Source organism: Gordonia sp. (in: high G+C Gram-positive bacteria), assembly GCF_052106715.1.
Taxonomy (GTDB): Bacteria; Actinomycetota; Actinomycetes; order Mycobacteriales; family Mycobacteriaceae; genus Gordonia.
This window is the reverse complement of the sequence record NZ_JBQEDL010000005.1, coordinates 101631-126384: the sequence shown is the minus strand read 5'-3', so window position 1 is coordinate 126384 and position 24754 is coordinate 101631. Positions and strand designations below refer to the sequence as shown.

The window sequence follows — 24754 nt, the reverse complement described above, 5'->3', positions numbered from 1 at the left end:
GAATCGTCGAGGCGGCGCGCAGGGGCTTCGTCCAGGGTGCATGCTCTCGGCGCGATCTACACCGGCAGCCCCGCCTCGAGTAGGTTGAGAGCTTCCAGGCACTCGTCGAGCGTCGGGATCTCCCCGTCGCCGGTGTTACTGACGACGTGGAACAGCACTCCGGCCGCCGCGGCGATGAACACTCGCAATCGGAGGTCGTCCGCCTCCACGCCGAGGTAGTCGGCGATGAATCCGCGGAGTTCGACGAGCATCCGGTCGGCGTCGGCCTGTTGTGCAGTGATCAGTGCCGGATCTGTCTGGATGAGTCGGAACCGCGCCGGATTCGACGCCCACTCGTCGTCCTGGCCGACCTGAAACATGTCGGTGATCAACCGACGGACGAGGCCGAACCGATCCAGCCCTGGCTCGATCGCGTTCTTCAACTCGCTGCGCGCCTCGTCGAGGTCGTCGGAGAGGACCACCTGTTCCTTGCTCTGGAAGTACCGGAAGAAGGTGGTGTGGCTGACGTCGGCGGCGTCGGCTATCTGCGCCACCGTCGTCGCCGCGTATCCCTGCTTCTCGAACAGATGCATCGCGGCCGACCGGATGGCATCTCGGGTGCGTGCTTTGTTGCGTTCGCGCAGGCTCGGCCGCGGCCCGAGGGCCGCGGCCGATTCTGTTGTCTCGGACATGTGGAGCTACTTCGCCTCGACTAGTTCCTCGCCCTCAGCGGGCACGCCCGCATCGCGGACCTTGCTGCCCTCGATGTCGAAGTCGACGACCAGCTTGTCCAGCCACTTCGGCAGACTCCAGGCGCGGTCGCCGAGAAGGGCCAACGCAGCAGGCACGACGGTCATGCGGATGATGAACGCGTCGAAGAAGACTGCGACGGCGAGCGAGAATCCCATCATCTTCGCGGTCGTGTCCGGTGCCAGCATGAACGCCGCGAAGACGCTGATCATGATGATCGCAGCCGAGGTGACCACGCGTGAACCGTGACGGTATCCGGCGATGATCGCCTCCTTGGCGCTCAATCCGTGAACGAACTCCTCGCGCATTCGGGTCACCAGGAACACCTGGTAGTCCATCGCCAGGCCGAACACCACACCGACCAGGAAGATCGGCAGGAACGACAGGATCGGCTTGGTGTGATCAATCAGGCCCAGTGCGCCGTCGGTGAAGATCCACGACGTGATTCCGAAGGTCGCGAGCACCGAGAACACGAAGCCGAGAGTGCCGATGAGCGGCACCCAGAGCGACCGGAAGACGCCGATCATGATCAGGAACGCCAAGCCGACGACCACGGCGATATAGGGGATCAGCGCGGAGTCGAGCTTGGCCGACAGGTCGGACATGATCGCGGTCTGACCGCCGACGTGGAGTTCGCCGCCCGCGGACTCTGCGGCAGGCGTGAGCGCACGGATCTCCTCCATCAACGTGTGTGTCTGGTCCGACGACGGTGCGCTGATCGGAGTCACGATGATCATCGCGCTATCAGCGTCGACGTTCGGGTTCTTCGGGTCCGCCGTACCGTTGCCCATCCACACGGTTGATTCCGGCGCGACGACGCCGTCGAGCTTCTTGATGCCGTCGACCGTCGCCGTGGCGGCGTTGTCGACGGTGCCCTCGTCGGCGTGGACGACCACGAACAGCTCGCCACCGACACCTTGACCGAATCCCTGGGCGAGAAGTTCCTGGCCCGCGACCTGGTCGTCGGAGACCATGTCCATGCCGAGCTTCATACCGCCGACCGGGATGGCAGCGGCGACCAGGATGATCAGGCCACCTGCGATGAACGGCAAGGGACGCTTGGTGATCGACTCGCCGAACCGGCTGCCGAGAGTCTGGGCGTCGGGCTGCGGCTCCGCGTGCTTGATCCACGGAATGCGGGGTGAGAACGCGAACCGGCCGAAGGCACCGAGGAGTGCCGGGATCAGGGTCAGGCCGCCGAGGACTGCAACGATGACCGCGACCGCGGCGCCCATACCCATCTGGGTGATGAACGGGATGCCGATGACCATCAGCGCGGCGACGGCGATGACGACGGTGAGACCGGCGAACACGACTGCGGTGCCCGCGGTGCCGACGGCACGTCCCGCGGCGTCGGCCGGATCACCGCCGCGGGCTCGTTCGGTGCGGTAACGGGAGACGATGAACAGCGCGTAGTCGATCGAGACGGCGATGCCGAGCATCATCACGATCGCGGTAGCGGAATCGTTGATCGACATGAACTTAGCCGACAACGTCAGCAGGCCGATCGTGAGGCCGACGCCGACGATCCCGGTCACCAGCGGGATGAACGCTGCGATGAGCGCGCCGAACGCGACGATCATGATGACGAAGGCGATCGCGAAGCCGATCAGTTCGGCGGTTCCGCCCTGTTCCATCGCCTGCATGACGCCGCCGGTGGCCTCGATCTGGAGTCCGCCGTTGCGGTGTTCGGCGAGGACGTCCAGGACGGCCTCCTTGTCGTCGACGGTCAGGTCCATGACATCGATGCCCTGATGCACGGCGATCAGACCGACGCGTCCATCGTCGCCGAGGACGCTCGCGGCTTTCTCCGGTGCAGCCTGTGCGGCCTGGACCGGGTTGAGGATCGTGTCCTTACCGGTCACCTCGGGGAGCTTCTTGAGGTCGGCGACGAGCGCGTCGATCTCCTGAGTGTGCTTCGACAGGCCGTCGTCGGCGGCGATCACGATGTTGGTCGACGACTCGGTCTGCTGCTGGGTGACGGCGGGGAAGTACTCCTCCATCTGCTCCATGGCGGTTCCGCCATCGGTGCCCGGCATCTCGAAGTCTTGAGAGAACTTGGGTTGCAGTGCGCCGACCAGTGCGAAGACCACGGCGAGTGCCGCGACCCACGTGCCGAGGACCCACCATTTGTGGCGGTAGGAGAACCGCCCTACGCGGAACAGAAAGGATGACATGGTCACTATTGTTACTGACTAACACTTTTCTGCGCTACCGCGATTTGTAGTGATGGTGCTCTCGTGATCAGTGGTCGGTGGCGTGATTCACGTGGTCTGTTTGCCGCCGGGCACGACGAGTGCGGCAGCGACCGCCGTCGTCAACGGAACAGACAACGCCAACGCGATGCCGCCGACGAATGCACGCGCCAATTCGATCGCGACTTCTTCGGACGTCAGGAGAGACGACACCGGCTGCGCGGCCACCGAGAACAACAGCAGCAGTGGGAGCGCGCTACCCGCGTACGCGAACACGAGGGTGTAGACGGTGCTCGCGATGTGGTCGCGACCTACCCGCATCGCGGCGCGGAACGCACCCAGGCGCGTCTGGCCGGGCATCGCCGCGAGTTCGAACGTCGCCGACGCCTGCGTGATCGTCACATCGTTGAGGACACCGAGCGTGCCGATCACGAAACCGGCCAACAGGAGTCCGTTCAACGACAGGGTGCCCTGGTACAGCTGCAGATTCTTCGTGGAGTCGGCCGAGAGTCCCGTCAACTGCAATGAGGCGATCGCCGCGCTGCTCAGCACTCCGGCTACCACCAGCGACGCCAGCGTCCCGACGAGTGCAGCGCTCGTCCTGAGGCTGACTCCATGTGCGAGGTAAAGGACGACGAACAAGATCGCCGCCGCCGAGACGATCGCGACCAGCACGACGTTGTGCCCGTCCAGAATCGACGGCAACGTGAAGAATCCGAGAACCGCGAAGGCGACCGCCAGCCCGATGATCGCGCGCAGACCACGCCATGTCGCGACCACGACGACGGCGAGCACGAACGCAACCGCCCAGAAAATCAACGGCGACCCGCGCGTGTAGTCGTAGAACGCGTACGTCGACGAGTCCGGCGCGCTGCCCACATCGTGCGACGGCATGGCGCTCACGCGGATCTCGTCGTCCACCGACAGGCTCGGCTGACCTGGCTGCGGGTCGTCCGGAGCGCCGGTACCGATCGCCTGCGAACCCGGTCCGGAACCGGACTGCGCCGCATTCGTGGGGATGGACAGAGCTGCGTATTTACCGGAGTCCGGGCCCGAATCGATGTGCAGGACCGTCGCGATGCACGGGCCGCCCGTCGTGGGAATCACCGGATAGTCGGCGGTCGGAGCGCCCGAATCGATGGCCGAGCAGTCAGCACGCGTCTGCGAGACGACGGTCGCGTCGTAGATCTTCAACGGCCCGCCGTCGGACGACTGGAATTGCAAGGGGATGGGGTGGTCGTCGTCGGACGGCCAGGTCATGATCGCGCCGACCGTGATGAACAAGGCGGCGATCGCGAGGGTCACGATCACCGCGGGGCGCGCGTAGCGGGCGAGGGTCCCGGGGATGTCGCCACCGTGATCGTGGTGGTGATGATGGCCGGGAGCCGGCGCCCGCGTTTCGGCGGGCTCAGGCGGCGGCGAGGCTGGAGGGCGAGGCCGGGCCCTGGCGGGCTTCGGCCGAGGCTCTTGTTCCGGTCGAGACGGTGGTTCCGGTTCCGGAAGTCGGTGGCTCACGCCCTCCAGCGTCGCACGTCTGCGCTGGAGAGTTACAGCCCCATGTTCTTTGCGATGATCGATCGCATCACTTCGCTGGTGCCGCCGTAGATGCGGCTCACTCGGCTGTCGGCGTACAGGCGCGCGATCGGGTACTCGTTCATGTAGCCGTAGCCGCCGTGCAACTGCAGGCACCGGTCGATGACGTCCGACGCGGCCTCGGTGCAGAACAGCTTGGCCGACGCTGCGTCGGCGGCCGACAGTTCACCCCTGTCATAGGCTTCCATCGCGCGGTCGACGACGGCCTCCATCGCGTCGACCTGGGTCTTGCAGGCCGCGAGCTCGAACTTCGTGTTCTGGAACGAGGCGACCGTCTTGCCGAACACCTGACGCTCCTGCGTGTACTCCTGTGCGAAGCGGACCGCGGCGGCGGCCTGGGCGTACGAGCCGACCGCGATCGACAGGCGCTCTCGCGGCAGATGCTGGCCCAGGTAGTAGAAGCCCTGGTTCTCCTCGCCGAGCAGGTCCTCGACCGGGACCAGGACGTCGGTGAACGAGAGTTCGGCGGTGTCCGACACGCGCAGGCCGATCTTGTCGAGCTTGCGACCGACCTCGTAGCCCTTCGACGCGGTGTCGACCACGAGCAGGCTGATACCGAAGCGCCGGTCGGTCTCGCTCGGCGACGACGTGCGTGCGCAGACGATGACGCGGTCGGCGTTGACGCCGCCGGTGATGAACGTCTTCGAACCGTTGAGGACGTAGTGCGTTCCGTCCTCGGTGAGCTTGGCCGTGGTGCGCATGCCGGCCAGGTCGGAGCCGGTGCCGGGCTCGGTCATGGCGATCGCGAACATCGTCTCACCGGTCGCCATGCCGGGCAGCCACCGCTGCTTCTGCTCCTCGGTCGCCTGCGCCAACAGGTAGGGCAGGCACAACGGAATGTGCACGGACGAACCGCCGAGGCTGACGCCTGCGCGTGCCATCTCCTCGGTCATGACGGCCTCGTACTTGTACGACTCGACGCCGGCGCCACCGAATTCCTCGGGGACCTCGATGCCGAACACACCGAGTTCGCCGACTTTCTTGTAGAAATTGCGGGGAACGATGCCCGCCTCGAGCCACTGGTCGTAGACCGGGACTATCTCGGATTCGATGAACGCCCGGATCGTCTCGCGGAACGCTTGGTGGTCTTCGGTATAGATCTCGCGGCGCACAGCGCCTCCTTTACGTGTCGATCGGACTTGCCGGGCCGCGATGCGTCGGCCCGGACGACTATTGGGGTCAGCGGGCGCCGACCATGGCCAGAGCGAGTTGGGCGTAGTAGTCGCCCACCGATTCCGGACTCCACGTGCGGCCGTCTCGGAACCAACGGGAGACGTCGACCCCCAGTGACGAGATCGCGGTGGTCGTCATCGCGACGTCGCCGACCGTGAACTCGCCGCAGGCGATCCCATCGTTGAGGACGCCGGTGAGCACCCGGTCGATCTGGACGCGGATCGTGACGATCTCGGCGAGGTGCTCGGGGTCGAGCCGAGTCAGTTCGTAGTTGACCACGCGCGAACTGACGTGGTGCTGCGCGTGATAGATGACGAATTCGCGCACGATGTTCGCGAGTCGAGTAGTGGAGTCAGAGGTCGAATCTGCTGCCGCAGTGACGATCTCAAGGATCTGCTGATGTCCGGTCCTCGTGATCTCGAACAGCAGTTCCTCTTTGGAGGAGAAGTGGACGTACACGGCGGCAGGGCTCATCCCCGCCGCTGCGGCGATGTGGCGTGTGCTTGTTCCGTGGAAACCGTGCTCGGCGAACGACGCCATCGCGCCTTCTTGGAGTCGAGCGCGGGTGAGTTCGGATTTCGTTACCACCGTCGGCTCCTCTCTGGCACACTGGCAATGAAAATAAGCGACCGCTTATTTCTGAGCGTACACGATTTGAGGAAAAGTCATGCCTTCGGATTCCACCGTTCGTCGCGTCGTCGTCACTGGGGCGGCGGCAGGAATCGGCCGTGCCATCGCCACGAAGCTCGCAGCTGAGGGCGAGCGGGTCATGGTCAACGACCTCGACGCCGATGCGGTCCACGCGCTGGCCCACGAGATCGGCGCGATCGCTGCGCCCGGCGACGCCGCGTCGCCCGAAGGTGTAGGCGGTCTGGTCGACACCGCCAACGAGTGGCTCGGCGGCGTCGACGTCTGGTTCGGTAATGCGGGCATCGACCGCGGCCGTGGATTGGCGGCGTCCGAGGAGGACTGGACCGACTCGTGGGAGGTCAACACGATGGCGCACGTGCGTGCGGCCCGCGCGTTGATGCCGCAGTGGTTGGAGCAGGGTGGCGGTCGGTACGTGGTGACCGCGTCCGCGGCCGGCATGCTCACCATGCTCGGCGCGCCAGCGTACTCAGCGACCAAGCACGCGACCATCGGATTCGCTGAATGGTTGTCGGCCACCTACCGCGACAAAGGCATTGTGGTTCAGGCGATCTGTCCGCAGGGCGTCCGCACGCGCATCTACGAGGAATCCGGCGACTTGAAGGAGGTTCTGTCGCACGACGCCGTGCTCGAGCCGTCCGACATCGCCGACGCTGTCTGGAATGCCTTGTCCGGCGAGGACTTCTACATTCTCCCGCACGAGCAGGTCCGCGATTACTACGTCGCCCGCGCGACGTCCCCGGACCGCTGGCTCACCGGTATGAACCGTATTCAGCAGAGCCTGGAGAAGCGCTGATCGGGCACAACTCTCACCTATGGCGACACTCGTGCGGAAAACACCCTGCAATCGTCGCTCTACGTGAGAGTTGTGCCCAATGGAGACACCTCGACCCGCCGCATGTGCTCACCGCGCCGGACCAGTTCGACGATCAGTGGGCCGACTCTGTCCCACTGGTAGACCACCTGTTCGTAGGTGAGTCGCACAGGGTGATAGCCAAACGCGTGTGCTTGGAGGTCACGGAGTCGGTCGTTTTCGTAGGCGTCCTTGTTCTGGTGGAACTCTGCGCCGTCGACCTCGATGATCAGCGAGGTGCCGACGAGGAAGTCGACCCGGCCGATCATCGGAATGCTGACCTGCGGACGGGCGCGAATGCGTGCCGCTCTCAGACGAAGTCGCACCATCGTCTCGATGCCCGACTCCGCTCTGCCGTCGACCTTGCTCAGCACTCGGTCGACGAACCGACTCCGGCCTGCGAACTCAGCCGATAGATCGGACTGCGTCATGAGGCCGAGGTTGATGACAGAGTCGCAGACGACGATGAAGTCCTCGGGACCAAGGCAGTGAGCGGCATGTCGGAGAGCCGTGAACAGGTCGTCGACCGCCTCGATCTCGGGCGGTTGACGTCCGCTCTGGCGGCACCACTCCGGGTGTGCGCGGGCGGTGCCGTCGTTCCCTCTGATGTGGACTCTGTCGGTCCTGCGCACCCAGACGTTGTGGAGTCGGAGTGCCGAAGCGCAGGAGAGGACGCCGCCGGCACGCACCGCGTACTCGACCTGCCTGTCGGCCGCCGAGGTCGCGTACCAGCCGCGCCTGAGGCGGATCAGAGTTCCCTCCGCTACGGCATGCCGCAGTTCGATCCGCGGTGCGCGTTGCAACAGATATCCCCACCGATAGACCCCCGTGTCCATGACGGAATCGTCCACTGGATGCAGCGGCGACGGACAGGTTTTCGGATTTTCGCAACAAGTCTCACGTATACGGCCATTCGGTCGTAAAAATGGCGGTGGCCGGCGCTCTACGTGAGACTTGTGCCCGCGCGCCGCGCTGCTTCGACGAACGCGCGCACAGCGGCATGATCCTTCACCCCCGGCGAGGATTCGACGCCGCTGGAGACATCGACGCCCCACGGCCGCACCTGGCCGATCGCGTCGGCGACATTGGTCGGGGATAGGCCGCCAGCGAGGAGCCAGCGGCCGCTTACGCCCCTCCCGGCGAGAACCGACAGGTCCCACCGCTCGCCGGAACCGGGGCGCGCGGAGTCGAGGAGCAGGGACTCCTCGCCATAGGCACCGACCTGCAACGGCGGGTCGTTCGCAAGCGACGTTGCCCGCCACAGGTGCCCGAAGACCTCTGCGGCCGCGGCGAAGTCGTCGGCGGTGTACGACCCGTGCAACTGCAACACCGAGAAGCCGAGGTCCGCGGCGATGCGGGAGGCATCGGCGGCGGGCATGTCGTTGACGACGAGAACCGTGTCCACACGGCCGTCCGCCCGCTCGACGATCGTGCGCGCGACGACGGTATCGACAGCCCGCGAACTCGTCTGATTCATGACCACACCGATCGCGTCGGCTCCCGCGGCGACGGCGACGTCGACCGTCGCCGGATCGGTGAGCCCGCAGACCTTCACATACATGCGGTCAACGGTACCGGCCGCTCACGTGAGTTCGACGACCGTCGACTTGTCGTTCATCACGACTACCGGCGTCACCGTCGAGTAGCCCGCGGCCTCGACCTTGGCGAGGTCGACGCGCAGGATGGGCTGGCCCTGCGTCACGGTGTCGCCCGCGGCGACGAGCGGCTCGAAGCCGTCGCCCTTCATTTTGACGGTGTCGAGTCCGACGTGGACGAGGATCTCGGTGCCGTCCTGCAGGCGTAGCCCGATGGCGTGGCCGGTGGGGAACACCGTGACGACAGTCGCGTCGGCGGGCGCGGTCACCTCGCCTGCGGTGGGTACGACGGCGGCGCCGGGGCCCATCATTCCCGACGAGAAGGTCTTGTCCGGCACTTCCGACAGCGCGATCGCGTAGCCGGGGATCGGGCGATGCAGGGAGACGATCTTTCCGGTCTTCTCCAGCGTCGTGACCCCAGCGGTCGACGGAACGTCGGCCGGCTCCTCGTCGTCGGCATCGGGCACCACGTCGGGAACCTCATCGGCGTCGGGCGCATCGATCTCGCCCGCCATGACCTTCTCCATCGCGTCCTTCACGAACTGGACGTTGAGGCCGTAGATCACCTGGACCGACTTACCGCCGGGCCGGATGGTTCCCGCGGCACCCGCTCGCTTGAGCGCCGGGTCGTCGACGACCGACGGGTCGTTCACTTCCATGCGCAGGCGCGTCGCACAGTTGTCGAGTTCGGTGATGTTGCTCTTGCCGCCGAGCGCGTCGATGAACTTGACGGCGGTGCCGACGTAGCCGACCGACTCCGACCCGTCCTCGTCGACGCCCACCGGATCGTCGTCTTCGCGGCCTGGGGTCTTGAGTCGGAACCTCAGGATGACCCAACGGAAGACGAAGAAGTAGACGACGAACCAGAACGCGCCCATCACGAAGATGATCCATGGGTTTTCGGCCAACGGGTTCGTCCAGTTGAGCATGAGGTCGACGAAGCCGCCGGAGAAGCCGAAGCCCATCCGGACCGGAAGCAGGGAGCTGACCGCCATCGAGATCCCCATGAAGACGGCGTGGATCAGATAGAGCGGCGGTGCCAGGAACATGAAGGCGAACTCGAGCGGCTCGGTGACGCCGACGAAGAACGACGACACTGCGCCCGACAGCAGGATGCCGTAGGCGATCTTCTTGCGCTTGGTCTTGGCGGTCACGTACATCGCGAGGGCCGCACCGGGCAGACCGAACATCATGACGGGGAAGAAGCCGGTCATGTACTGGCCGGTGACGCCGAACTCGCCGTCGCCCGCGAGGAAGTTGTTGAGGTCGTTGATGCCTGCCACGTCGAACCAGAACACCGAGTTGAGCGCGTGGTGCAGGCCGAACGGGATGAGGAGTCGGTTGAAGAAGCCGTACAGGCCGGTGCCGACGGCTCCGAGGTCGACGATGTGCTCGCCGAACCAGACGAGTCCGCTGTAGATGAGCGGCCACAGGAACAGCAAGACGAGTCCGACGATGAGCGAGATGCCCGCGGTGACGATGGCGACCGAGCGGCGCCCGGAGAAGAACGAGAGGGCGTCTGGCAGCTGGACCGATTTGAACCGGTTATAGCAGGTCGCGCCGATGATGCCGCACAGGATGCCGATGAACGCGTTCTGGAACGACCCGGGCGCGAACGCCGCATTGACATCGGGCGACGCGATCACCCACTGCCCGTGGTCCTGGACGATCTGTTGGCCGTCGGTGAGAGTCGCACCGTCCTCGAGCGGGGAGTTCGTGTAGTCCCGGGACAGGAGCGTCATCACCGACGACGGCGCGAGCAGGCTGGTGATGACCAGCCACGACACCAGACCCGCAAGCGCCGATGTGCCGTCGGACTTGCGTGCCATGCCGATCGAGACACCGACGGCGAACAGCAGCGCCATGTTGTCGAGGATCGCCAGGCCCGCGGTCTGCAGGAATGAGGTGACGACGTTGGTCTGGTCGTCGTTGATGCCGATGATCCAGTTGGCTATGCCGACGAGGATCGCGGCCACCGGGAGGACCGCGACCGGCAGCATGATCGACTTGCCGAGGTTCTGGAGGAATTTCATCATCGGTGGTGACCCATCGTCGGACGAGCAGAGGCGTCGTTCGAGTTGGACCATACAGCGACTGTCAGCAGTCCCGAGGGCGATCGCAGGCGCCAGACACCCGAATGTTAAGTTATGGAAGCCTACCCATATATGTGCGGTGGCCCTCCCACCTTCCGAAAGGCGCTCGGCGTTGAGAAAGTCCCGATTTCTGTCCCTCGTGTGCGCGGCCGCTCTGGCTGTCACGGCCACGGCGTGTTCCAGCTCTGACGACGATGCATCACCCGGTGGAACGGGCGGCGATGGCTTTCCGGTGACCATCGAACACGCGCTCGGAACGACGACGATCGACGCCCCGCCCGAACGGGTCGCCACCATAGGCTGGGCCAATCACGAGGTGGCGATGTCGCTCGGGGTGGTACCGGTCGGCATGGCCAAAGCCACCTGGGGTGACGATAACGGCGACGGCATTCTCCCGTGGGTCGACGACAAACTGAAGGATCTGGGCGGCGAGACACCTGCTCTCTACGACGAGACGGACGGGGTAGACGCCGAGGCAGTCAGCAACACCGCGCCCGACGTCATCTTGGGCGCGTACTCCGGTCTCACCCAAGAGCAGTACGACACGCTCAGCAAGGTCGCGCCGGTCGTCGCCTACCCGAAGACTCCGTGGGGAACCACGTGGCAGGAGATGATCCAACTCGACTCGAAGGCCCTCGGCAAGCAGGCCGAAGGCGACAAGCTCGTCTCCGATCTCACCGCGCAGGTCGACGCATCCGTGGCCAAGCATCCCGAGCTGAAGAACACCAAAACGATGTTCGCGTATCTCGACCCGTCGGATACGAGCAAGGTCATGTACTACAACTTGCACGATCCGCGCGCCACGTTCCTGCGTGACGCCGGTATTCCGGTGCCGTCAGCGGTCGAGAAGAACACCGCTGAAACGGACCAGTTCTACACCGAGGTCAGCGCCGAGAAGGCCGATCAGTTCAACGATGTCGGGCTGATCGTCACCTACGGAGACGAGAACACCGTCAAGCGTCTGCAGGCCGATCCGCTCCTCGGTAAGATCCCGGCGATCCGCGACGGCCACGTCGCGATCCTGAAGGACAACACTCCGTTGGCAGCGTCGTCGAACCCGACGCCGCTGTCGATTCCGTGGGGCATCGACAAGTACACCGACATCCTCGGCGCCGCCATCGCGAAGCCCTGAGCGCTCGCATCGTGCCCCGTCGCATCGCCTGGCTTCTCGCGGGCGCCGTGGCGATCGTCGCGCTCTTCTGCGTGTCGATCGCGCTCGGCGCCCGCGACGTCGCATTCGGCGACATCGCGAGCGGGCTGTTCGGCGACGCCGACACGTTCGGTGCCGCCGCCGTCGAAAAGCGGATCCCGCGCACCGTGCTCGCGATGATCGTCGGAGCAGCCCTCGCCGTATCGGGCACCGGCATGCAAGCCGTGACCCGCAACCCGGTCGCCGACCCCGGCATCCTCGGCGTCTCCGGCGGTGCGTCCCTGGCCGTTGTCTGCGGGATGGTCTTCTTCGGCATGACCGACCCGTACTCGTACATCGCCCTCGCAATCGCGGGCGCCGCGATCACCGCGGTGTTCGTCTACGCGATCGGCTCGATGGGTCGAGGCGGCGCGACTCCGCTCAAGCTCGCCTTGTCGGGTGCAGCGACGGCGGCCGCGCTGACCTGCTTGATCAGTGCGGTCCTGATGCCACGCGTCGATGTGATGACACGGTTCCAGCACTGGCAGGTCGGCGGCGTCGGCGGCATCGACTGGCACCGGATCGCGGTCGTGTCGCCGGTGCTAGCGGCCGGGGCGCTCCTCGCGTTCGCCTGCTCGCGTGGCATGAACTCGTTGGCGCTCGGTGACGACGTCGCGACCGGCCTGGGCGAGAACGTCGGCCGCACGCGAATCCTGACCGGCGTCTCCGCGGTGGTCCTGGCGGGCGCGGCGACCGCCGTCGCCGGTCCGATCGCATTCGTCGGACTCATCGTCCCTCACGCCTGCCGTGCGGTGATCGGGACCGACCATCGCTGGCTGCTGCCGTTCTCGGCGCTGGTGGGCGCAGCGCTCCTGGTGATCGCGGACGTGGTGGGACGACTCATAGTGCGGCCGGAGGAGGTCGACGTCGGGGTGGTGACCGCGATCATCGGCGCGCCGTTCTTCATCTGGATCGTCCGTCGGCAGAAGGTGCGTGAACTGTGACGACCATCGAGACCGTCAAAGCGAGCCGTGTGTCGCGCGCTCGACGTCGCGCCGCGATCCTGGCCGTCCTCATTGCGCTCGTCGTGGTCGTGTTCTTCCTGTCGCTGATGGTGGGCCAGCGGTTCTACCCGCTCGCCGACGTGTTCCGGGTGATCGCAGGCGATACCGTGCCGGGTGCATCGTTCACCGTCGGCGAGCTGCGTCTGCCGCGAGCCTGCCTGGCGTTGTCGTCGGGCTTAGCGTTCGGTCTGGCAGGCGTCACGTTCCAGACGCTCCTGCGCAACCCGCTCGCGTCACCCGACATCATCGGGATCTCGTGGGGTGCGTCGGCGGCCGCCGTGGTCGGAATCGTGATCTTCGGGCTCACCGGCACCGCGGTCTCGATAGTCGCCCTCATCGGCGCCCTCATCGCCGCATCTGCGGTGTACGGACTGTCGATGAACAGCGGATTCTCGGCGACGCGACTGATTCTGATCGGCATTGGTGTCGCCGCGATGCTCTCGAGTGTCGTCTCGTACGTGCTGGCACGTGCGGCCGACTGGGACATCGCTAACGCGTTGCGGTGGATCACCGGTTCGCTCGCCGAGCCGTCGTGGGACAAAGTCGTTCCGATGCTGGTCGTCGCCGTGGTCGTCGTTCCACTCATGTTGCTGCAGTCCCGCGACATGGGCGTTCTCCGCTTGGGCGACGACACCGCCGCGGGTATGGGCGTCGGCGTGGAACGGACCCGGATCTTCCTGCTGCTCGGAGCGGTCCTACTCCTCGCGTTCGCGACTGCCGGGTCGGGCCCGATCTCGTTCGTTGCATTCATGTCCGGCCCGATCGCGATGCGGCTGTTCACCCGTGTGGGCGGGTCCATGCTGTTGCCCGCGGGGCTGGTCGGTGCACTCTTGGTGATGTCCGCGGACCTCGTCGCCCAGTTCGCGTTGCCGCACCGCTACCCGGTCGGTGTCGTGACGGGTGTGCTCGGCGCGCCGTTCCTGATCTATCTGCTCATCCGCGTCAACCGGTCGGGAGGAACTCTGTGACCGTCCACCACCAGCTGTCTGCCGAGCGGATCCGCCTCGCCTACGGCGATCGGGTCATCGTCTCCGAACTCGATCTGCAGGTTGCGCAGGGGCAGATCACCTCGATCGTCGGCGCCAACGGATGCGGCAAATCGACGCTGTTGCGAGCGCTCGCCCGACTGCTGTCGCCGGTGTCGGGCCAGGTGGTGCTCGACGGCGCCGACATCTCCTCACGTCGTTCGCGTGAGGTGGCGCGGATCCTCGGACTGCTTCCGCAGAGCCCGGTCGCGCCCGAGGGGATCACCGTCGCCGATCTGGTCGGACGTGGTCGACACCCGCACCAACGGATTCTCGCTCCGTGGAGCGCACATGACTACGAGGCCGTCGCCGATGCGTTGGACGCCACCGGGACCGCCGACCTCGCCGACCGTTCGGTAGACGAACTGTCGGGCGGGCAGCGTCAGCGTGCGTGGATCGCGATGGCTCTCGCCCAGGAGACCGACATCCTTCTGCTCGACGAGCCGACGACATTCCTCGACCTCGCCCACCAAGTAGAGGTGCTCGACCTGCTCACCGATCTGCGGAAGCGGCGCGACACCACGATCGTCATGGTGCTGCACGACCTCAACCTCGCCGCCCGCTACTCCGATCGTCTGGTCGCGATGCGGGACGGCGCCATTCACGCGACCGGAACACCAGAAGAAGTGATGACCGTGGACCTCGTCGACGAGGTGTTCGGTCTCAAGAGTCAGATTCTCCGAGATCCAGTGTCGGGGAAACCCGCCGTCATGCCGATAGGGAGGCATCATGTCCGTTGATAATCAAGCCGTAGCCGAAGAGAACCCGTATGCGGTGGCGCGCGCGAGAGTATCGCTCGTCGAACCGGTCTCGCCGAACTTCGTGCGCATCACACTCGTCGGTGAGGACGTCGACGGACTCGGCAATCCCGGGCACACGTTCGACCAGCGGATCAAGGTGATATTTCCGCCCGAGTCGGGGGTCCTCCCGGAACTGGCGGCCGGGAACGACTGGTATCAGCGGTGGACGGCGATCCCCGAGGCCGATCGCGGCGCAATGCGCACGTATTCGGTCCGCGACGTACGGGTCGGCGACGACGGAACGACCGAGCTGGTCGTCGACTTCGTCCTGCACATGATGCCGGGCGCGACCGGGCCGGCGTCATCGTGGGCATCCCGTGCGAGCGAGGGCGACGAGGTGATGGTGGTCGCGCCGCGCCGCGGTCGCTTTGACGGCGGCGGCTTGGAATACGCCCCCGGTGCCGCGGAGTCGGTGCTGCTGGCCGGCGATGAGACGGCTGCGCCCGCGATCGCGCGGATCCTCGAAGACGCACCCGCCGACCTGCGAGGCACCGCCTTCATCGAGATCCCGACGGGCGACGATGTGCTGCCGTTCGCCGCTCCCGCAGGCGTCAGCGTGCACTGGCTGGCGCGCGACGGCGCGGACCACGGCGCACGCCTGCGTCCGGCGGTCCTCGACCATCTCGGGGCCACCGCGTCGACCCAGGACGTCTCCGATGTCGACGAGGACCCCGACGAGCCGATGGTGTGGGAGACGCCGATCTACTCGAACTTGGGCGAAGACATCGCTCCGGACCCGGCGCCCGCGGACCGGTACTACTGGATTGCAGGCGAGAGCAAGGTCGTCACCGGTCTGCGCCGCCACCTGGTGAAGGAGTTGGGCATCGCCCGCTCCCAGGTCGCCTTCATGGGGTACTGGCGCCACGGCGTCGCGATGAAGGCCTAGCGCTTCTGCCGCTGGTCGAGCGGAGTCGAGACCCCCGGGAACACGAACACCACACGAGAGGTTGACACTGATTATGGCTGACAACGCTGACATCGAGTACCGGATCGAACACGACACGATGGGCGAGGTGCGGGTGCCCGCAGCCGCGCTGTGGCGGGCGCAGACGCAGCGCGCCGTCGAGAACTTCCCGATCAGCTTCCGTCCCCTCGAGCGGACTCAGATCCGTGCGCTTGGACTGTTGAAGGCTGCCACCGCTACGGTCAACAAAGACCTCGGGCTGCTCGACGCGGGGAAGGCCGACGCGATCGTCTCGGCGGCTCGGGAGATCGCTGACGGCGAGCACGACGACCAGTTCCCGATCGACGTCTTCCAGACCGGGTCGGGCACCAGCTCGAACATGAACGCCAACGAGGTGATCGCGTCGATCGCCGCGAAGGCCGGCACCGACGTCCACCCGAACGACGACGTGAACATGTCGCAGAGCTCCAACGACACGTTCCCGACGGCGACGCACGTCGCCGCCACGGAGGCCGTCGTCCGTGAACTCGTTCCGTCGTTGGCGCGTCTGCACGAGACGCTCACCGCGAAGGCCACCGAGTGGGAGTCCGTTGTGAAGTCGGGCCGTACGCACCTGATGGATGCGGTGCCGGTGACCCTCGGACAGGAGTTCGGCGGATACGCGCGCCAGGTTCAAGCCGGCATCGAACGACTGCAGTCGACGCTGCCACGCGTTGGCGAGCTCCCGATCGGCGGGACCGCGGTCGGCACCGGACTCAACGCGCCGGAGGGCTTCGGCTCGCGCGTCGTCGCCGAGCTCGTGGCGTTGACCGGTGTGGACGAACTGAGTCTCGCCACCGACAACTTCGAGGCGCAGGCCGCGCGCGACGGTCTCGTCGAGCTGTCGGGGCAGTTGAAGACGATCGCGGTGTCGCTGACCAAGATCGCCAACGACGTCCGCTGGATGGGGTCGGGTCCGTTGACCGGTCTCGGCGAGATCGCCCTCCCGGACCTGCAGCCCGGCAGCTCGATCATGCCGGGCAAGGTCAATCCTGTTCTGCCCGAGGCGGTTACACAGGTTGCAGCCCAGGTCATCGGCAACGACGCCGCGGTCACCTGGGGCGGCGGCAACGGCGCGTTCGAGTTGAACGTCTACATCCCGATGATGGCCCGCAACGTCCTCGAATCGGTGAAGTTGCTCGCGAATGTGTCGCGTCTGTTCGCCGCCCGCTGTATCGAAGGACTACAGGCGCATGAGGAGCGGCTGCGGACGTTGGCGGAGTCGTCGCCGTCGATCGTGACGCCGCTGAACTCGGCCATCGGCTACGAGGAGGCCGCAGCGGTTGCCAAGCAGGCGCTGCGCGAGGGGACGACGATCCGTCAGACGGTCATCGACCGCGGCCTGATCGGCGACAAACTCTCCGAAGAGGAACTGGACCGGCGTCTCGACGTGCTCAAGATGGCGAACGTCGACCGGAAGCGGTAGCCACCTGCCGGTGTTCAGAACCGGTCCGGCGCGAGGTCGGCGGGCCGCACCCCGCCTGCGGCGACCTCGCTCGGCATCGTCTGGCCGCGGAAGATCGCTGCGCCGGTCCGGGCCAGGCCGTCGGCCATCTGGATGCCGTAGCCGCCTTGGCCTGCGAACCAGAAGAAGCCGTCGACGCCGGGATCGAAGCCGACGACCGGCGAGCGGTCCGGCGCGAAGGTGCGCAGGCCCGCCCACGACGAGCGGACGTGTCGCAGACCCAGATCGGTCACCTCGTTGACCGACTCGATGGCACGGGCGATGTCCAGATCGCTCGGACGGACGTCGTGCGGATGACTCGGCGTCTCGTCGGCGGGCGAACACAGCAGGCCGTTGGCCTCGGGTTTGAGGTAGAAGGTGTTGTCGAGGTCGTCGACGACGGGCAGCGTCGACGTCGTCAGTGAGTCGGGCGCGTCGACCGCGAAGATCGTCCGGATCTTCGGGCTCAGATCCGTCGCCGCGGCGCCTGCGAGTTCGGCGATGCTGTCGGCCCACGCACCGGCGGCGTCGACGACGACCGGCGCGCTCACCGTCTCGCCGTCGGCGAGAGTCGCAGTCCACACTCCGTCGGCTCGGTCGAGAGCGGTGACCGCAGCACGCGTACGGATCTTGCCGCCGCGCTGGCGGAGTCCTCGGACGTATCCCTGGTGCAGGGCGTGCACGTCGATCTCCATGGAAGTCGGGTCGACCAGTGCAGCCGCGATCGCATCGCGACGCAGGTACGGCGCGAGTCCGATTGCATCGTCGGCCGACAGCATCTCGACGGCGGGCACCTGGCGTCGGACCTCGTCGCAGAATCCGGTGAGCGCGTCGCCGCGCCCCTGTCTCGCGAATACGAGATAGGGGCGCGGGGTGAGGATCGGGCCGTCGAAGTCGGCGCAAGGATCGGTGAGGAACGCGCGGCTTGCGCTGGTGAGGGTGCGTACCGTGGCGTTGCCGAACGTCTCCAGGTAGAGCGCGGCCGACCGTCCAGTGGTGTGGAACGCGAGCGTGCTCTCCTGCTCGAGGAGGCAGATGCGCTGGTCGGCGGCCAGCTCGTAGCCGATGGATACTCCGGCGATCCCGCCGCCGATCACGATGACGTCGAATGTTCCAGGCACGGACTCACCTCCTGGTCCCAGGGTAGGAGAGCTCCGCTCGCGGGGCGAGCCCTCTCAGCGATAGACCGACTTGAGGTTCTGGTAGGCGGCGAGACCTTCTGGGCCGAGCTCGCGGCCCATGCCACTGTGCTTGACGCCGCCGAAGGGCGCGATCGGGTCGGGGATGTAGCGGTTGATCCCGATGGTTCCGGTCCGTACTCCGGCGGCGACGGCGCGTGCCCGGTCGGGGTCCGAACTCCAGACGGTGCCGCCGAGGCCGTAGTCGGAGTCGTTGGCGATCGACACGGCGTCCGCGTCGTCGTTGTAGCCGATCACCGACAGGACGGGGCCGAAGATCTCTTCGCGTGAGATGGTCGCGGTGTTGTCGACGTCGGCGAAGACCGTCGGCTGCACGAACCAGCCGTTCTCGCGGTCGGCGGGACGGCCGCCGCCGGTGGTGATGCGGCCGCCGTCTGCGCGGCCCTTGGCGATGTACGACTCGACTCGGTCGCGGTGGCGCGACGTGGCCATCGGACCGATCTGGGTGGTCGGGTCGAGGGAGTCGCCGATCGCCATCGAGGACGCGAACGCGGTCAACGTGTCGACGACCTCGTCGTAGCGTGACCGCGGGGCGAGGACGCGGGTACCGAGGAAGCAGGTCTGCCCGTTGTTGGCGAGCGTCGCGACGAACAGGTCGTTGCCGATCGTCTCGAGGTCGAGTTCGGCGTCGTCGAGCACGATGGTTGCCGACTTGCCGCCGAGTTCGAGAGTGACCGGCCGCAGCAGCCTGCCGCAGGTCTCGGCGATCGACATACCTGCTGCAGTGGATCCGGTGAAGGCGACCTTGTCGATGGCCGGATGCGAGACGAGGTGAGCACCGGCTTCGCGACCTGCGGGAACGATGTTGATGACGCCTGAGGGCAGGCCCGCGGCCTGGGCGGCTTCGGCGAGGACGTACGAGTCGAGGACGGTCTCCGGCGACGGTTTGATCACCATCGTGCAGCCCGCGGCCAGTGCGGGCGCGAACTTGAACGCGGCCAGCGTCTGCGGGAAGTTCCACGGCACGATCGCGCCGATCACTCCGATCGGCGAGCGTTGCACCTCGACGGTGCCGCCGAACATGCCCTCGCGCACGTCGTCGCCCTGACCCTCGATGAGGTCCGCGTAGTAGCGGAGCAGCGTCGCCGGGTACACGGCTTCGAGCTGGCCGGCGACCGTGACGGGCATACCGTTCTGTGCCGAGACGAGTCCGGCGAGCCGATCTTTGCGGGCGTCGAGTTCGTCGGCGAACCTGCGCAGGTGTCCGGCGCGGGTCGCGGGGTCCAGACCGGACCAGGTCGACGGATCGTCGAACGCAGTGCGAGCGGCCGCCACCGCGGCGTCGATGTCGGCGTTCACGCCGTCCGGGACACTGCCGATCTGCTGCCCGGTGTTCGGGGAGACGACGTCGATGCGGTCATTGCCCTGCGGGGCGACCCACTGCCCGCCGATGAACAGCTGGTCGTAGGTCAGGCCTTCGGCGGGGATGAGGGTGTCGGTCATATCGGGTCACTCCTGAGGTGATTGCGGTCACTTACGTCGGTGAATTGATCCTCACACCGAAACCTTCGACCCAACTGTCCAGATTCCAGACAGTCGGGTGGTGGGGAGGTCGCCAACCGTGTCATCCACCGCCGCTAGCTCCAGCGCCCGCATCACCGTCCCGCTCACGAAAACGACGTTCGCTCCCCTCGGGAGGGGAGCGAACGTCGCTGGAGTGAGCGAAAGGCGTCTAGCGCTCCTTGGAGCGCACCCGGACGCCGCTGATCGGCACGTTGACGGTGCCGGACGGGTCGGTGAAGAAGTCGTTGCCCTTGTCGTCGACGACGATGAAGGCGGGGAAGTTCTCGACGTCGATCTTCCACACGGCTTCCATGCCGAGCTCCGGGTATTCGATGACTTCCTGGCTCTTGATGCAGTCCAGTGCGAGGCGGGCCGCCGGGCCGCCGATCGACCCGAGGTAGAACCCGCCGTGGGCGTCGCACGCGTTGGTGACCTGCTTGGAGCGGTTGCCTTTGGCGAGCATCACCATCGATCCGCCCGCGGCTTGGAACTGTTCGACGTAGCTGTCCATGCGGCCCGCGGTCGTGGGACCGAACGAACCGGACGGCATGCCTTCCGGCGTCTTCGCCGGACCCGCGTAGTAGACGGGATGGTTCTTCAAGTACTCGGGCATCGGCTCGCCTGCGTCGAGGCGTTCCTTGATCTTGGCGTGCGCGATGTCGCGAGCCACCACCAGCGGACCCGTCAACGACAGACGGGTCTTGACGGGATGCTTCGAGAGCTCTTCGAGGATCTCCGGCATCGGCCGGGTCAAGTCGATCTCGACAACCTCCCCGCCCGCGATGTCTTCGGCGACGCCGGCATCCGGCATGTACTGCGCGGGGTCGGTCTCGAGCTGCTCGAGGAAGACGCCGTCGGCGGTGATCTTGCCGAGCGCCTGGCGGTCGGCCGAACAGGAGACCGCGATCGCGACCGGCAGGGACGCACCGTGCCGCGGGAGACGGACGGCGCGGACGTCGTGGCAGAAGTACTTGCCGCCGAACTGCGCGCCGATGCCGAACGACTGGGTCAGCTTGAAGATCTCCTCCTCGAGGTCCGGGTCGCGGAAGCCGTGGCCGGACATGTCGCCCTCGGTCGGCAGATTGTCGAGGTAGTGGGCCGACGCCAGCTTGGCGGTCTTCAACGCGAACTCGGCCGACGTACCGCCGATGACCACGGCGAGGTGGTACGGCGGGCACGCAGCAGTGCCGAGAGATCGAATCTTCTCGTCGAGGTACTCCAGCAGGCGCTTCGGATTGAGAATCGCCTTGGTCTCCTGGAACAGGAACGATTTGTTGGCCGAGCCGCCGCCCTTGGCCATGAACAGGAACTTGTACTCCGGTCCCTTCGGCCCCTGCTCGGTCGCATAGATCTCGACCTGCGCGGGCAGGTTGGTCCCGGTGTTGCGCTCTTCGTAGACGGTGATCGGGGCGTTCTGCGAGTACCGCAGGTTGAGTTTGGTGTACGCGTCGTACACGCCGCGCGAGACCCACTCGCCGTCGTCCGTTCCGGTCAGAACGCCTTCGCTCTTCTTGCCCATCACGATCGCGGTGCCGGTGTCCTGGCACATCGGGAGCACGCCGCCCGCCGAGATGTTCACGTTCTTGAGGAGGTCGAGGGCGACGAAGCGATCGTTGCCGGACGCCTCCGGGTCGTCGATGATCTTGCGGAGTTGCTGCAGGTGCGCCGGACGCAGGTAGTGGCTGATGTCGTGCATCGCCTCTGAGGTCAGCTTCTCGATCGCAGTGGGGTCGACCTTCAGGAACTTCTGGCCCTCCACTTCGAACGTCGAGACGCCCTCGGTGGTGACCAGACGATACGGGGTGTCGTCTTGGTCGGCCGGGAGGAGGTCGGAGTAGAGGAATTCGGGGGCTGCAGACTCACTCACAGCCTGCACGTTAGTTCGTCTGGATCTGTCACCGCTGGTAAGGCTGCCCTTCTGAAAAGCGTCGGACCGCTCGTCCGGGTGCTGTGCAGACGAGGACGGTGGTCGACGGGCATGCACGACGCACCGGAGAATGACGCCCAAACACCTATTACTGACCTTCTTCACCCACCGTGAGATCGCTTGCCGGAGGGGTCACCATGGACCGGGTACTGACCGGCGAACGATGGATAGAAATCATGCGAACACAACGACAGGTACTTCGAGTTCTCACGGCGATGATGGCGATCGTGATCGTCCTCGTGGCCGGAGGCTGCAAGGGAAACGACTCCGAATCCAGTACGGCTGCTGACAATTCAGGAGCCAATTCGCAGTCGGAGAACGCCTCGGGAGAGTTCTCGTGCCCGGAGAAGAACACCATCAAGTTCGCGAAGACGAAGTTCACGTGGCATGCCGGCGCAGGATTCGGCGCCTTTCACCGGTGGATCTACAAGCCCGCCAAGGCAGGAACCTTCAAGAAGGGCGCCGACGGGCGCGTGAAGGCGTTCGTGAAGGCCGGCGCGGCGGCGTTGTTCGTCAAACGGCAGGTTCGCCTCGCCTCCGAGGACGCGAAAGCCAACCCGACGCTGTGCAAGTCGATCGTCAAACCGATGAAGTCCATCTCCGACAAGGTGTCCGACGCCGTGAAGAGTGCGCGCAAGGGCGATCTCGGCGAGATCGACTCTCTCAACGGCGACATCTCGTCGGTGATGACGCAGTCCAAGGATCAAGGGAGCGAGATCACCCCTGACGAGAAGGTGAACATCGGAAAATAGCACCCGAGCGCACGCGGAACTCGGGCGACTCGATCACCCCGCCGACATCTCGATGTGGTCGGCGGGGTGATCGCGTCGTCCGCCGTCCATGTCGAGGAAGGCCGACGCGGCGTCGTACGCCTGAGTCATCAGCATGTCGGCGTGACCGAAGTCCAGGGCGCCGACGGTCACGGGGCAGGGCGGCGGGAGGACCACGAGTTCCGCTGCCGCCGTGTATTCGCGGACGTCGCGGATGAGTCGCTTGTGAATCAACAGCGTCGTCGTGTGCAGGAGCGTCTCGGCGACGCTCGCGGGCGGGTCGACGTCGCCGCACTGATACCCGCAGGGCAGGACGTAGATGCTGTCGGCGCCCGCGTCGACCGCATCGGAGATCGGTGTGTTGTCGGCGATGCCGCCGTCGATGAGTTTGCGTCCGTCCCACGTGACCGGCGGCAGGAGGCCGGGGATCGCAGCACTCGCGAGGATCGCCTCGGTTGCGGGACCGGCGTCGATCCCGACCTCGGATCCGGTGAGGAGGTCGGTGGCGACCACGCGGAGCGGAATCCGAGCCTCGGCGACGTCATCGAACGTCAGATTGCGGTCAAGTAGCGCGCGCAACCCGCGGTCGCCGACGAGAGACGGGCGGTGCCCGGTCAGGGCGCCGACGATGCGTAGCGGGTTGGGTCGAAACAGCTTCCATGCCGACAGCGGGCGCCAGACGTCGGCGAGCTCGTCGACGGTGTCCGTATCGACTCCACGTCCGGCGAGGAAGCCGGCGTTGAACGCGCCGACGGATGCGCCGATCAACAGGTCGGGAGCTACGTCGTGTTCGGTGAGCGCGCGCAGCATGCCGACCTGGAACGCGCCGAGATTCGCCCCGCCGGACAACACGAACGCGGTGGTCACGGCCGTACTCGGCTCATCCGGGTGAACGCTTCGGTCAAGACTGCCTGCGACGTCGCGAAATTGACGCGCACGTGCCCGCCACCGCCCGGACCGAACGCATGACCCGAACTGAGGGCCACCCGAGTCTGGTCGAGAAACGCTTTTGCGGGTCCGGCGAGATCGGAGACGGCGCCGGGCGTCGCGTCGCCGCCGTCGAACCCGAGCGGGCGACAGTCCAGCCACGCCAGGTAGGTGCCATCCGGCGGGGCATAGCCTGCGCCCGGAAGGTACTCGGCCACAAGACGTCCGACGAGATCGCGGTTGGCCGCGAGCCCGCCCAGGAGTGCGTCGAGCCACGGCTCGCCGTCCGCGTAGGCGGCGGTGTGGGCGAGCACGCCGAAATGACTCGGTCCGTGACTGACTTCCTCGGGCATCCGACGCAGGTCGTCGACCGCGGCCGGGCCCGCGAGCGCCAGCGCGGCCTTCATGCCTGGAAGATTCCACGCCTTCGACGCCGAGGTGACGACGAACGCGTCCTGCGCACCGTCGACCGACAGATACGGGGTGAACCTCGCACCCGGCAGGACGAGGGGAGCGTGGATCTCGTCGACTATCACCCGTACCCCGTACTCGTTCGCGAGGGCGGCGACGGTGGTCAACTCGTCGGCAGTGTGGACGGCTCCCGTCGGGTTGTGTGGGTTGGCCAGGAGGAAAGCAGGCGTCGTGCTCGCGGCGCGGGCCTCCCGGAACGCGATCTCCAACGCCGCGAAGTCGACTCGGCCGTCCGGTCCGAGGCGGGCGCTCGCGACGCGTCGATCGGCGTGGGCGGTGAATGCGAAGAACGGCGGGTAGACGGGGGCGTTGACCACGACGGTGTCGCCTGGTCGGGTCACCAGTTTGAGGACTTCGACGATCCCGAGCATCACATCCGGCACGATCTGTGCGGTGTCGACGTCCACGCCGTCCCAGCCCCACCGTCGTCGAGCGAAGCCGGCGAGCGACTCGGCGTATTCGCGTGCGCCGCCCGGGTATCCGGTGTCGCCGCGGTCGAGCGCCTCTCGCGCAGTGGCGGCGATCGGATCGGCGGGCATGACGTCCATCTCGGCCACCCACAACGGCAGGACATCCGACGGGTAGGCGCGCCATTTCATGCTGGTGCGCTGCCGCAACTGGTCGACGGTCAGCTGTTCGAGTGGGTTGTCGACGGTCGCCGAATCACTCCGGC

The 24754-nt window shown here is 66.3% G+C and carries 21 protein-coding genes; 8 read left to right on the top strand and 13 right to left on the bottom strand.

Annotated features, from left to right (window positions below):
- Positions 1–56: 56 nt before the first annotated feature.
- From ACTIMF_RS04350 to ACTIMF_RS04330, 5 genes are all read right to left on the bottom strand, one after another.
- On the bottom strand, positions 57–671 hold the full coding sequence (locus ACTIMF_RS04350; protein ID WP_442349050.1) for a TetR/AcrR family transcriptional regulator: 615 nt from the start codon (positions 669–671) through the stop codon (positions 57–59).
- Between the two features lie 6 nt (positions 672–677).
- On the bottom strand, positions 678–2906 hold the full coding sequence (locus ACTIMF_RS04345) for an MMPL family transporter (RefSeq protein WP_442349049.1): 2229 nt from the start codon (positions 2904–2906) through the stop codon (positions 678–680).
- 87 nt (positions 2907–2993) lie between these two features.
- Entirely contained in the window at positions 2994–4439 is a 1446-nt protein-coding gene (locus ACTIMF_RS04340; protein ID WP_442349048.1) for a YibE/F family protein, read from the bottom strand.
- A 32-nt stretch (positions 4440–4471) separates the two neighbouring features.
- Positions 4472–5629, bottom strand: coding sequence for an acyl-CoA dehydrogenase family protein (locus ACTIMF_RS04335; RefSeq protein ID WP_442349047.1), 1158 nt, complete (start codon positions 5627–5629; stop codon positions 4472–4474).
- A 67-nt stretch (positions 5630–5696) separates the two neighbouring features.
- Entirely contained in the window at positions 5697–6278 is a 582-nt protein-coding gene (locus ACTIMF_RS04330; protein ID WP_442349046.1) for a TetR/AcrR family transcriptional regulator, read from the bottom strand.
- Between the two features lie 79 nt (positions 6279–6357).
- On the opposite strand from ACTIMF_RS04330, the gene ACTIMF_RS04325 reads away from it, so the two are divergent.
- Positions 6358–7134 carry an SDR family oxidoreductase gene (locus tag ACTIMF_RS04325; protein ID WP_442349045.1) on the top strand — a complete coding sequence of 259 codons (777 nt, stop codon included), beginning with the start codon at positions 6358–6360 and terminating at the stop codon, positions 7132–7134.
- A 59-nt stretch (positions 7135–7193) separates the two neighbouring features.
- On the opposite strand, the gene ACTIMF_RS04320 is transcribed toward ACTIMF_RS04325, so the two are convergent.
- The 3 genes from ACTIMF_RS04320 to nagE form a co-directional block, all read right to left on the bottom strand.
- Complete coding sequence (locus ACTIMF_RS04320; protein WP_442349044.1) at positions 7194–8027, bottom strand: DUF559 domain-containing protein; 834 nt, start codon at positions 8025–8027, stop codon at positions 7194–7196.
- 107 nt (positions 8028–8134) lie between these two features.
- Positions 8135–8752, bottom strand: a complete 618-nt coding sequence (locus ACTIMF_RS04315; protein ID WP_442349043.1) for a phosphoribosylanthranilate isomerase — start codon at positions 8750–8752, stop codon at positions 8135–8137.
- Between the two features lie 21 nt (positions 8753–8773).
- Positions 8774–10822, bottom strand: coding sequence for an N-acetylglucosamine-specific PTS transporter subunit IIBC (gene nagE / locus ACTIMF_RS04310; RefSeq protein WP_442349042.1), 2049 nt, complete (start codon positions 10820–10822; stop codon positions 8774–8776).
- Between the two features lie 169 nt (positions 10823–10991).
- Here nagE and ACTIMF_RS04305 point away from each other — a divergent pair, with 169 nt between their 5' ends.
- The 6 genes from ACTIMF_RS04305 to ACTIMF_RS04280 all read left to right on the top strand — a co-directional run bounded on the left by ACTIMF_RS04305 (position 10992) and on the right by ACTIMF_RS04280 (position 17266).
- Entirely contained in the window at positions 10992–12011 is a 1020-nt protein-coding gene (locus tag ACTIMF_RS04305) for an iron-siderophore ABC transporter substrate-binding protein (protein ID WP_442349041.1), read from the top strand.
- Between the two features lie 11 nt (positions 12012–12022).
- On the top strand, positions 12023–13012 hold the full coding sequence (locus ACTIMF_RS04300; RefSeq protein ID WP_442349040.1) for a FecCD family ABC transporter permease: 990 nt from the start codon (positions 12023–12025) through the stop codon (positions 13010–13012).
- Positions 13009–14040 carry a FecCD family ABC transporter permease gene (locus ACTIMF_RS04295; RefSeq protein ID WP_442349039.1) on the top strand — a complete coding sequence of 344 codons (1032 nt, stop codon included), beginning with the start codon at positions 13009–13011 and terminating at the stop codon, positions 14038–14040. The genes ACTIMF_RS04300 and ACTIMF_RS04295 overlap by 4 nt, the downstream gene beginning before the upstream one ends.
- Complete coding sequence (locus ACTIMF_RS04290; RefSeq protein WP_442349038.1) at positions 14037–14837, top strand: ABC transporter ATP-binding protein; 801 nt, start codon at positions 14037–14039, stop codon at positions 14835–14837. The genes ACTIMF_RS04295 and ACTIMF_RS04290 overlap by 4 nt, the downstream gene beginning before the upstream one ends.
- Entirely contained in the window at positions 14827–15783 is a 957-nt protein-coding gene (locus ACTIMF_RS04285; protein ID WP_442349037.1) for a siderophore-interacting protein, read from the top strand. Before ACTIMF_RS04290 ends, ACTIMF_RS04285 begins: the two co-directional genes overlap by 11 nt.
- A gap of 73 nt (positions 15784–15856) precedes the next feature.
- Positions 15857–17266 (top strand): class II fumarate hydratase, encoded by a 1410-nt coding sequence (locus ACTIMF_RS04280; RefSeq protein ID WP_442349036.1) that lies wholly within the window; start codon positions 15857–15859, stop codon positions 17264–17266.
- A gap of 14 nt (positions 17267–17280) precedes the next feature.
- Here the strand turns inward: ACTIMF_RS04280 and ACTIMF_RS04275 are convergent, their stop codons facing one another.
- The 3 genes from ACTIMF_RS04275 to ACTIMF_RS04265 all read right to left on the bottom strand — a co-directional run bounded on the left by ACTIMF_RS04275 (position 17281) and on the right by ACTIMF_RS04265 (position 21853).
- The gene (locus ACTIMF_RS04275; RefSeq protein ID WP_442349035.1) at positions 17281–18405 is read right to left on the bottom strand and encodes an NAD(P)/FAD-dependent oxidoreductase; all 1125 of its coding nucleotides are present in this window, start codon (positions 18403–18405) and stop codon (positions 17281–17283) included.
- A 54-nt stretch (positions 18406–18459) separates the two neighbouring features.
- The gene (locus ACTIMF_RS04270; RefSeq protein WP_442349034.1) at positions 18460–19926 is read right to left on the bottom strand and encodes an aldehyde dehydrogenase; all 1467 of its coding nucleotides are present in this window, start codon (positions 19924–19926) and stop codon (positions 18460–18462) included.
- Between the two features lie 229 nt (positions 19927–20155).
- Positions 20156–21853 carry a fumarate hydratase gene (locus ACTIMF_RS04265; RefSeq protein ID WP_442349033.1) on the bottom strand — a complete coding sequence of 566 codons (1698 nt, stop codon included), beginning with the start codon at positions 21851–21853 and terminating at the stop codon, positions 20156–20158.
- 236 nt (positions 21854–22089) lie between these two features.
- On the opposite strand from ACTIMF_RS04265, the gene ACTIMF_RS04260 reads away from it, so the two are divergent.
- Positions 22090–22665: a hypothetical protein gene (locus tag ACTIMF_RS04260; RefSeq protein ID WP_442349032.1), complete on the top strand. Its 576-nt coding sequence runs from the start codon at positions 22090–22092 to the stop codon at positions 22663–22665.
- Between the two features lie 33 nt (positions 22666–22698).
- On the opposite strand, the gene ACTIMF_RS04255 is transcribed toward ACTIMF_RS04260, so the two are convergent.
- Positions 22699–23550, bottom strand: a complete 852-nt coding sequence (locus ACTIMF_RS04255) for a patatin-like phospholipase family protein (RefSeq protein WP_442349031.1) — start codon at positions 23548–23550, stop codon at positions 22699–22701.
- Entirely contained in the window at positions 23547–24680 is a 1134-nt protein-coding gene (locus ACTIMF_RS04250; RefSeq protein WP_442349081.1) for a MalY/PatB family protein, read from the bottom strand. The genes ACTIMF_RS04255 and ACTIMF_RS04250 overlap by 4 nt, the downstream gene beginning before the upstream one ends.
- Between the last annotated feature and the right edge of the window lie 74 nt (positions 24681–24754).

Bases quoted from the DNA above. Each gene is read 5' to 3' on its own strand.
- ACTIMF_RS04350 (WP_442349050.1), bottom strand. From the start codon at position 671: ATGTCCGAGACAACAGAATCGGCCGCGGCCCTCGGGCCGCGGCCGAGC.
- ACTIMF_RS04345 (WP_442349049.1), bottom strand. From the start codon at position 2,906: ATGTCATCCTTTCTGTTCCGCGTAGGGCGGTTCTCCTACCGCCACAAA.
- ACTIMF_RS04325 (WP_442349045.1), top strand. From the start codon at position 6,358: ATGCCTTCGGATTCCACCGTTCGTCGCGTCGTCGTCACTGGGGCGGCG.
- ACTIMF_RS04320 (WP_442349044.1), bottom strand. From the start codon at position 8,027: ATGGACACGGGGGTCTATCGGTGGGGATATCTGTTGCAACGCGCACCG.
- ACTIMF_RS04315 (WP_442349043.1), bottom strand. From the start codon at position 8,752: ATGTATGTGAAGGTCTGCGGGCTCACCGATCCGGCGACGGTCGACGTC.
- nagE (WP_442349042.1), bottom strand. From the start codon at position 10,822: ATGATGAAATTCCTCCAGAACCTCGGCAAGTCGATCATGCTGCCGGTC.
- ACTIMF_RS04285 (WP_442349037.1), top strand. From the start codon at position 14,827: ATGTCCGTTGATAATCAAGCCGTAGCCGAAGAGAACCCGTATGCGGTG.
- ACTIMF_RS04280 (WP_442349036.1), top strand. From the start codon at position 15,857: ATGGCTGACAACGCTGACATCGAGTACCGGATCGAACACGACACGATG.
- ACTIMF_RS04270 (WP_442349034.1), bottom strand. From the start codon at position 19,926: ATGACCGACACCCTCATCCCCGCCGAAGGCCTGACCTACGACCAGCTG.
- ACTIMF_RS04260 (WP_442349032.1), top strand. From the start codon at position 22,090: ATGCGAACACAACGACAGGTACTTCGAGTTCTCACGGCGATGATGGCG.
- ACTIMF_RS04250 (WP_442349081.1), bottom strand. From the start codon at position 24,680: ATGAAATGGCGCGCCTACCCGTCGGATGTCCTGCCGTTGTGGGTGGCC.